The organism is Rhizobium alarense, from assembly GCF_021555155.1.
GTDB classification, from domain to species: domain Bacteria; phylum Pseudomonadota; class Alphaproteobacteria; order Rhizobiales; family Rhizobiaceae; genus Rhizobium_D; species Rhizobium_D alarense.
This window is the reverse complement of sequence record NZ_JAKGBU010000136.1, coordinates 1-8,173: the sequence shown is the minus strand read 5'-3', so window position 1 is coordinate 8,173 and position 8,173 is coordinate 1. Positions and strand designations below refer to the sequence as shown.

Here is an 8,173-nt window from a genome sequence, read left to right as displayed (position 1 = left end):
GCCTCGGCGAGCGACCGGGCGAGGGCGAACAGCACCGGCCGCGTCGCCAGGGCAATCTGGACGCTCCCCTGCCATATCCCGTTGCGGCAGGCATCGACGACGAGTGCCTGCGAGACCATCAGCGCTTCGACCGCTTCCAGCGTGAGGAGGCGCTTCTCCCCCTGGCTGACCAAGCAGGCCGCCGGTGCATCGAGCACGCGCCGGGTCGCGTCGACCTCCGCGAGAAGCGCGGGTATGTCGGCTGCAAGGGCCGCCTCGGCTGCGCGCGCGACGGCGGTACGTGCGCTCCCGGTGTGCAACCGCCGAAGGGCGATGCCGGCTTTCACCAGTTCCTGCCCGACGCGTGTGACGGGTGGCAACAGATCCGGACGCCGCTCGCCGATCGCCTGCTCGGCCTGATCGAGGCGCCCGAGCAACAGGAGGCGCCGCGCTTCGAGCGTGCGTGCGTGGGCGGCGTTGAGATGGTCGTCATGGGCCTCGAGCATTGCCCGTGCATGGGCGAGCGTCTTGACGGGCCAGGCGAGGTCGCGGGAGACGAGCGCGATCTCAGCTTCGGCGACGACACATCGGGCGCGGGCGACCGCTTCCTTCGGTCCAAAGGTGCGCGCCGCGCGCTTCAGAAGCATCTTGGCCCTTGCGAGGTCGCCGAGTTGCGCCATGGCGATACCGCGCAACGCGAGCGCCGGGCCGTCTTCGCGCAGCGCCACGCGTTTGAGCGCGCCGAGCGGGTCACCGGTGGCAAGTGCCCTTGCCGCGGCGGTGATCAGCGAATCCATGGAAATCCCGTCACACTTGTCACTCCCACCGGCGGACGTCCCTCCTTTATTTATGCGTAGATCGAAGCCATGCAAAGGAAGGATCCCCACGATGCGCAATCAAGTGGTCCCGCACGACGAGTGGCTGAAGGCCCGGATCGAGCTGCTCGCTGCCGAAAAGGCGTTCACACGCCAGCGCGATGCGTTGACGCGCCGCCGGATGGCGATGCCCTGGGAGCGGGTGGAGAAGGACTACCGCTTCGAGGGACCGCAGGGCATGCTGTCGCTCGCCGACCTCTTCGACGGGCGCTCCCAGCTTATCGTCTACCATTTCATGTTCGGGCCGGATTGGGAGGAGGGATGCAAGTCCTGCTCCTTCTGGGCCGACAATTTCGACCGTATCCCGATCCACCTCAATCATCGCGACGTCACGTTCACGGCGATCGCGCGGGCGCCGCTCGCGAAAATCGAGGCCTACCGCGCGCGGATGGGCTGGACCTTCCCATGGGTGTCGTCGAACGGCAGCGACTTCAACCTCGACTATCAGGCCGCCTGCTCGCCGGAAGACCTCGCGGCCGGGAAAACCTATTATAATTATGAAATTCGTCCGAACGGCGTGTCGGATATGGTCGGCGTCAGCGTCTTCTATAGGAGCGGAGACGGTGAGGTGTTCCACACCTACTCCTGCTACGGGCGGGGCGTCGAGATGGTGAACGGTGCCTATCATTTCCTCGACCTCGTTCCCAAGGGCCGCGATGAAGACGGCCTGCGGTTCTCGATGGAATGGGTGCGGCGGCGTGACCAGTACTGAGCGCCGCCTTTGCCTGGAGCAGCACAGCAGGCCTTCGCCTTGCCGCGGCTATCGGATCGGCGGATGCGGAGCCTTGTTTCACACGGTTGTTTTCGGCGGTTGCCGCAATGGAGACCAGGATGAGCAATATTCAGTATCGATGGGTGATCGTCGCCGCCGGCGGCCTGCTTGGCTGCCTGGCGATCGGCGCCATGTTTTCCCTGCCCGTGTTCCTGCTGCCGATTTCGCGGGACACCGGCTGGTCGATGACCGGGGTTTCGAGTGCGATGACGATCGGCTTTCTGGCCATGGCCTTCGCGAGCATTGCCTGGGGCGGCCTGTCCGACCGCTGGGGGCCCCGTCCGATCGTGTTCGCGGGTTCGGTGCTACTGGCAGCGAGCCTTGCGGCTGCGAGCTGGTCGCCGTCGCTGATCGTCTTCCAACTGGTCTTCGGTCTCGTCGTCGGAGCGGCGGCAGCGGCGATCTTCGCGCCGATGATGGCCTGCGTCACCGGCTGGTTCGACACGCATCGCAGCCTGGCGGTGTCGCTCGTCTCGGCGGGCATGGGCATGGCGCCGATGACCATGTCGCCTTTCGCGGCGTGGCTTGTCTCGATCTACGATTGGCGAACCGCGCTGCAGATCATTGCGGTCCTCGTCGCCGTGGTCATGATTCCCGTCTCGCTCCTGGTACGCCGCGCGCCCGCCTTGGAGCACGATACCACCGAGGCTTCGCCGAACGTCGCGGACGACCGGGAATCCATGTCGCTGGACCAGGTATTGAAATCACCGCAGTTCATCATCCTGATGCTGGCAAACTTTTTCTGCTGCGCCACCCATTCGGGACCGATCTTCCACACGGTGAGCTATGCCATCACCTGCGGCATTCCCATGATCGCGGCAGTATCGATCTACAGCATAGAGGGCCTTGCCGGCATGGGCGGACGCGTTGCTTTCGGCATCCTTGGCGACCGGTTTGGCGCCAAGCAGATCCTGGTGCTCGGCCTACTCGTCCAGGCTTTCGGCGCGCTTGCCTATGTCTTCGCCCAGGGGCTCGCCTCGTTCTACGCGGTGGCGGCACTTTTCGGCTTCATCTATGCCGGCGTCATGCCGCTTTACGCCGTCATCGCCCGCGAAAACTTTCCGTTGCGCTTCATGGGTACGGTCATCGGCGGCACTGCGATGGCGGGAAGTCTCGGCATGGCCACTGGCCCGCTCGCAGGCGGGCTCATCTACGATACCTTCGCCAGCTACACGTGGCTCTATGTCGGCTCATGGGGCATCGGAATCGCGGCTTTCCTCATCGCGATGACCTTCAGGCCCATCCCCCAACGGCAGCAGGCCGCCGCGGCTGCATAGCGGTGAAGGCCGATAGACAGGCGACGGTGCGCAGGAAGAGGCATCCCGCCCCTCCTGCCGTCACAGCGTCGCCGCTGTCCTGTTGGACAGGCGGCCGGCGTAGTTGCGCCGCATCTCCATCTTGCGTTCGAGAGCGATGATGACGTCCGGCGCCAGGTCGACACCGTAGAGTTCCGCGATACCCGGCAGGCCGCCGGGCGTGAAGACGTTGATTTCTAGGATCTTGTCGCTGACGATGTCCACCCCGACGAGGAACATGCCATCCGTGACGAGCTTCGGGCGGACCATCTCGGCGATGGCCAGGATCGGCGGTGTGATGTCGACCTTGGTCGCCGCTCCCGCGGCACTCATGTTCCAGCGTACGTCATCCTTCGCCGGGTTGATGTCCGGCGCGCTCGCGGGCTCGGTGACCGGGGCAGTCGGGCCGCCGAGTCGGTGGTTGTAACTGTGCACATCGATCACGACGAAGGCGCCGTGGCGCCGCTCGATACCTGTCAGGACGGCATGCAGCATCGCGCAATAGTCGTCATGGACCTGCAGCGATCTTTCCCGGTGTTCCGCGGCAAGCGTGCCCCTCCAGACGGAAAGCCCCAGGCCTGATCCGGTCTCCCATAGACGGCACCCCCTCGGTGGCGATTGAGGTCGATCTCGAACCGGGATCTGTGAAATACGACGCGGTTCGGGACGTCTGCTATGATCGAGGCCGTATACGGGTCTTCTTCCCGGCGCCGCTCCTCTGCAGACAAGACGCGAAGCGCCTCCAGTTCCGGCCGGACGACATGCCCGTCGTGAATTGCAGTCCCGACAACAGGCGACAAACCGCGAGGCACGGTCCACAAGGCGTGTGTGGGAACTGGTGGCGCCTTTCTGCATCCTGTTCGTTGATGGAATAGCAGGTGGACGACATGCAGAGCCTGATGAGAGCGAACGGTTCAGCCGTGTTCTTGAACTGGCATTCGATCTCGTCTTCGATCTCATCGGGCTTTGCATCTGCTCGGGCGAATAGGCAAGGCGCGCGCCCGGTGGATCGAGTTCCGGAAAAGACTGCGCCACTTCATTTGAAAGACGAGCGATGAAACGGTCGGCAGACGCAAGTTCCCGTCGCAAAACCAGTGCCTTCCGGTCAGCGATGTCGATGCTGACTTTTACATCAATCGGGCCGGCGGCAACCTGTCGGACTCCCGATGCGCCACCCTCGAGAAAGCGAAAGATGAACTGCGCAAGGAATACGGCAGAGAGGCGAACGGCGACGGGCAAAATAAGCCGTCGGGATACGACCTCATTCTACATGCCGCTAAAATATGCAATATAATCAGTGCATACTGCCTGCATCAAAAGTTGACAATCATTTACAAGTTATTTAGGCCAGCAGCGGGGCCGGGTTAAGGGCCCCGGTCGACATTCTCGATTTCCGCAACATATCGGCTTGGGGAAGCTCTTATGTCCAGGCGTTCTGTACTTGCCCGCGCGTCACTCCTTCTCTCGTGCACCGTCGGCATTTCCATATCTGCAATGGCGCAGGATTCCGGAACGACGCTGTTGCGTCCGATCGAGGTACAGGGCGAACAGCCCGCAGGCAGCAGCGGCCTCTTCGACGAGCAGGGCTACGTCGCCAAGAGCGGCCGGGCCGGCGGCAAGACGGACGCAGCCCTCATCGAAACGCCTCAATCCGTCTCGGTCATCACTCAGGATGAAATGGAAGCGCAAGGGGCGGAAACACTGAATGCGGCTCTTCGCTACACTGCCGGCGTCGCCGGTGAAAACTATGGCGCCGACACCCGTGGCTACGGTTTGCAAATCCGCGGCTTCAACGTGTCTGACGAGATTTTCTACGTCGACGGCCTGCATCTGAAGGGAACGGGGTTCGCGTCCTTCCTGCCGCTGGAAACCTATGGCGCCGAGGCGATCGAACTGGTGCGCGGGCCTGCGTCCGTGCTGTACGGTCAGAACAGCCCCGGCGGGCTTATCAACTATTCGAGCAAGCGTCCGACCTCGCAGCCCTTCGGTGAGGTCGGCGTCAGCATCGGCAGCTTCGACCGCTACGAGGCGCAATTCGACCTGGGCGGCCCGCTTTCGGACGACGGCGTCGTCAGCTACCGGTTGGCGGGGCTCGGCCGCAAGGGCGACACGCATGTGGACTTCGTCGATGACGACCGTGTCTATTTCGCGCCCGCGGTCACCTGGGCGCCCGATGACGAGACAAATTTCACGGTCTTCGGAAAGTATCAGAAGGACTCGACCGGCTGGGGCATCCAGTTCCTGCCGGCCTCCGGAACGGTGCTGCCCAACGACAACGGGGAAATCCCGAACGACCGCTTTGTCGGTGAACCGGGGTTCGATCGCTACGACCTGACGATCGCCTCGATCGGCTACGAACTGGAGCATCAGCTCAACGAGACCTGGGCCTTCCGTCAGAACGTCCGGTATTCCTATCTGAAAAACGTGCAGGACGGCGTTTTTGGAGCAGGCCTGAACGACACGGACGGAGATGGCGACGTCAGCGACGAATCGGAGTTCCTTCGTTATGCCGACGAAGGCCGGTCGCGGCTTTCGAGCTTTGCCGTCGACAACCAGGCAGAGGCCGTCTTCGACACAGGCGCGCTTGGCCACAAGATGCTGTTCGGCCTCGACTACCAGTACACGCATTTCAGCGATTGGGGCACCTATGCCGACGTCAGCCCGATCGACATCTTCGATCCGGACTACGGAACGCCACTTCCGCCGCTCGACGTCTATACGGATGCGACGACGACCCAGCATCAGGTCGGACTTTACGTCAACGACCAGATCAAACTCGACCGGTTCGTGCTGAATGCCGGGCTGCGGCACGACTGGGCGCAGACCGAAACGCTTGAAAGGATCGGCTCGACGCGCACGGACAAGTCCGACAACGCCTTCTCCGGCCGGCTCGGGCTTGTTTATCTCGCCGACAACGGTCTCGCACCCTATGCCAGCTATTCGACGTCCTTCATGCCGGTACTCGACGATCCGAGCTTCGAGCCGGAAACGGGGCGCCAGTATGAGGTCGGCATCAAGTATCAGCCGCCGGGCTATAACAGCTTCGTAACGCTGTCCGCATTCGACCTCACCAAGGAAAACGCCGTCCGTTATCAGGGAAACACACCAACCCAGACGGGGGAGGTCCGCTCGCGCGGTATCGAGATCGAAGGTGTCGCAAGCCTGGCGGGCGGCTGGGACATCAAGCTTGCCTACGCCTATGTCAATGCGGAAATCATGGACGACACGGAGGGCACCGGCGGCAACACGCCTTATGGCGTGCCACAGAACCGTGCCTCGCTCTGGGCGAAATACACGCTCCAGGGCGGCGCGCTCGAAGGTCTCGGCCTTGGTGCCGGCGTCCGCTATATCGGCTCGAGCTACGGCGACGACGCCAATTCCTTCAAGGTACCGAGCGTGACGCTCGTCGACCTCGCGGCGAACTACACCTACGAGAACTACGAGTTCCAGCTCAACGTCAGCAATCTCTTCGACAAACGCTATGTTGCCTCGTGTTTCTCGGAGTCGGCGGGCTGCTTCTTCGGCGAAGGGCGCAAGATCGTGGGCACGGTCAAATATCGTTGGTAGGCCTGACGCGACGCGCAATGCTGGGGGGAGGCCTGGCCGGCCCGTTGTTCCGGCCGGTTGCCGCAGTCGCAGCGACGCGGCGGATCGTCTGTCTTGAGTGGACCTCGGCCGAGATGCTGGTTTCGCTCGGGCTGCCGCCAATCGCAGTCGCCGACCTCAAGGGTTACCGGGATTGGGTCGCGGCACCGGAACTTCCTGCCGGGACGGTTGATCTCGGCGCGCGGGGAGAGCCGAACCTCGAAGTGATCGGGGCATTGAAGCCGGACCTTATCGCCGGCGCCTATGGCTATGGATACGACGAGAGCGTGTTTTCCCGCTTCGCGCCCCTCTTCAGCGTCGCCTTCTACGATGGAACGGCGAAACCGCTTGCACAGGCCGAGGCCGAAACGCTGCGGCTCGCCCGCCTGCTCGGCCGCGCGGCGGCGGGGACCGCACTCGTTGCCGCAACACGCGCAACACTCGCCGAAGCGGCCGCCCGGGTCGCTGCCGCCCCGGTGCCGCCCGTCGCGGTCGTCAGCCTGTTCGATGACCGGCATGTGCGGATATACGGCCGCGGTGGGCTGTTTCAGGATGTGATGGATCGCATCGGGCTCGTCAATGCCTGGACGGGTGAGACGTCCGGTTGGGGATTTTCAACGGTCGGGATCGATGCGCTGGTCGGCGTCGGCGATGCGCGCCTCGTGTCGCTGGACCCGATTCCGCCGCATATCCGCATTCGCATCGAACAGAGCTCGCTCTGGGCGAATCTTCCCTGCGTGCGGACCGGCAACGTCGTGACGATACCACCCGTCTGGCCCTTCGGCGGCCTTTCGGCCGCAGCCCGTTTCGCCCGTTTCGCCGTCGATGCGGTGATCGCATGACCGCATTCGACAGCGAATCCCGGCATTCGGCCGACAGGTGGTGGAAGCTCGCGGTGCTCGTCGCCGTCCCGGCCGCTGTCGCCGCCGTCCTCACTTTCCACGGCGGCGCGGCGCTTATCGCGCCGGACCTGTGGTGGCGGGCGCTCGTCCACACGGACAATTCCGTCGCGAGCGAGCTGCTGTTCCGGCACGCCTATGCACCCCGCGTCGCCGTCAGTATCCTTGCGGGGCTGGGGCTCGGCCTCTCCGGGGTGCTGCTCCAGCACATCCTGCGCAACCCCTTGGCCGAACCCACGACCGTCGGCACCAATGCAGGGGCCGGGCTGGCGCTGACTGTCGCCACCCTCTATGCGCCGCATCTCCTCGAGAGCGGCCGGTCGGCGGTGGCGATGGCGGGCGGCGCGGCGAGCATGCTTCTGGTCTTCCTCCTGGCGAGCCGACTCCGCTTCTCGCCTGTCGCGGTCATCGTCTCCGGCCTCGTCACAAGCCTCACCTGCGGCTCCGCGGGCGCGCTTCTCATGGCGATCAACCGGGAATATACCGAGGACCTGTTCATCTGGCAGAGCGGCTCTTTGGTGCAGAACGGCGACGCGGTCGCGAAGGCACTGTTGCCCCAGTTGCTCGCCTGCGGATTGCTCGCCTTTCTCTTCCTGCGGCCGCTGCGGCTTCTCGACGCCGGCGACGAGGCGGCGCGCAGCCTTGGACTGAGGCCGGCCATCGTTCGGCTGGCCGGTCTTGCGATTGCCGTCGCGGCCAGCACCTTCGTCGTCTCGGCGGCGGGCGTCATCAGCTTCGTCGCACTGGCCGCCCCCGCCTTCGCGCGCC

General features: G+C 64.1%; 7 protein-coding genes and 2 pseudogenes. 6 read left to right on the top strand and 3 right to left on the bottom strand.

The window, feature by feature from the left end:
* Positions 1–776 (bottom strand): annotated as a pseudogene (locus LXM94_RS24825) (helix-turn-helix domain-containing protein); the annotation flags it as partial.
* Positions 777–867: 91 nt separating this feature from the next.
* Between LXM94_RS24825 and LXM94_RS24820 the strand changes: the two are divergent.
* Together LXM94_RS24820 and LXM94_RS24815 are read left to right on the top strand one after the other, a co-directional pair.
* Positions 868–1,566 carry a DUF899 domain-containing protein gene (locus LXM94_RS24820; RefSeq protein WP_235774419.1) on the top strand — a complete coding sequence of 233 codons (699 nt, stop codon included), beginning with the start codon at positions 868–870 and terminating at the stop codon, positions 1,564–1,566.
* 119 nt (positions 1,567–1,685) lie between these two features.
* Positions 1,686–2,903, top strand: a complete 1,218-nt coding sequence (locus tag LXM94_RS24815) for an MFS transporter (protein ID WP_235774417.1) — start codon at positions 1,686–1,688, stop codon at positions 2,901–2,903.
* Between the two features lie 60 nt (positions 2,904–2,963).
* Here LXM94_RS24815 and LXM94_RS26350 read toward each other — a convergent pair whose 3' ends face one another.
* Both LXM94_RS26350 and LXM94_RS26345 read right to left on the bottom strand, forming a co-directional pair.
* Positions 2,964–3,443: an ATP-grasp domain-containing protein gene (locus LXM94_RS26350; protein ID WP_408015700.1), complete on the bottom strand. Its 480-nt coding sequence runs from the start codon at positions 3,441–3,443 to the stop codon at positions 2,964–2,966.
* The gene (locus tag LXM94_RS26345) at positions 3,398–3,733 is read right to left on the bottom strand and encodes an N-formylglutamate amidohydrolase (RefSeq protein WP_408015699.1); all 336 of its coding nucleotides are present in this window, start codon (positions 3,731–3,733) and stop codon (positions 3,398–3,400) included. Before LXM94_RS26345 ends, LXM94_RS26350 begins: the two co-directional genes overlap by 46 nt.
* A gap of 236 nt (positions 3,734–3,969) precedes the next feature.
* On the opposite strand from LXM94_RS26345, the pseudogene LXM94_RS24800 reads away from it, so the two are divergent.
* The 4 genes and pseudogenes from LXM94_RS24800 to LXM94_RS24785 form a co-directional block, all read left to right on the top strand.
* A pseudogene (locus tag LXM94_RS24800) lies at positions 3,970–4,142 on the top strand (DUF3175 domain-containing protein); the annotation flags it as partial.
* A 201-nt stretch (positions 4,143–4,343) separates the two neighbouring features.
* Positions 4,344–6,488, top strand: a complete 2,145-nt coding sequence (locus tag LXM94_RS24795; RefSeq protein ID WP_235774415.1) for a TonB-dependent siderophore receptor — start codon at positions 4,344–4,346, stop codon at positions 6,486–6,488.
* 17 nt (positions 6,489–6,505) lie between these two features.
* Positions 6,506–7,348, top strand: coding sequence for an ABC transporter substrate-binding protein (locus tag LXM94_RS24790; RefSeq protein WP_235774413.1), 843 nt, complete (start codon positions 6,506–6,508; stop codon positions 7,346–7,348).
* The coding region (locus LXM94_RS24785; protein ID WP_235774411.1) for an iron chelate uptake ABC transporter family permease subunit at positions 7,345–8,173 on the top strand (829 nt) is incomplete at its 3' end. The genes LXM94_RS24790 and LXM94_RS24785, both read left to right, overlap by 4 nt.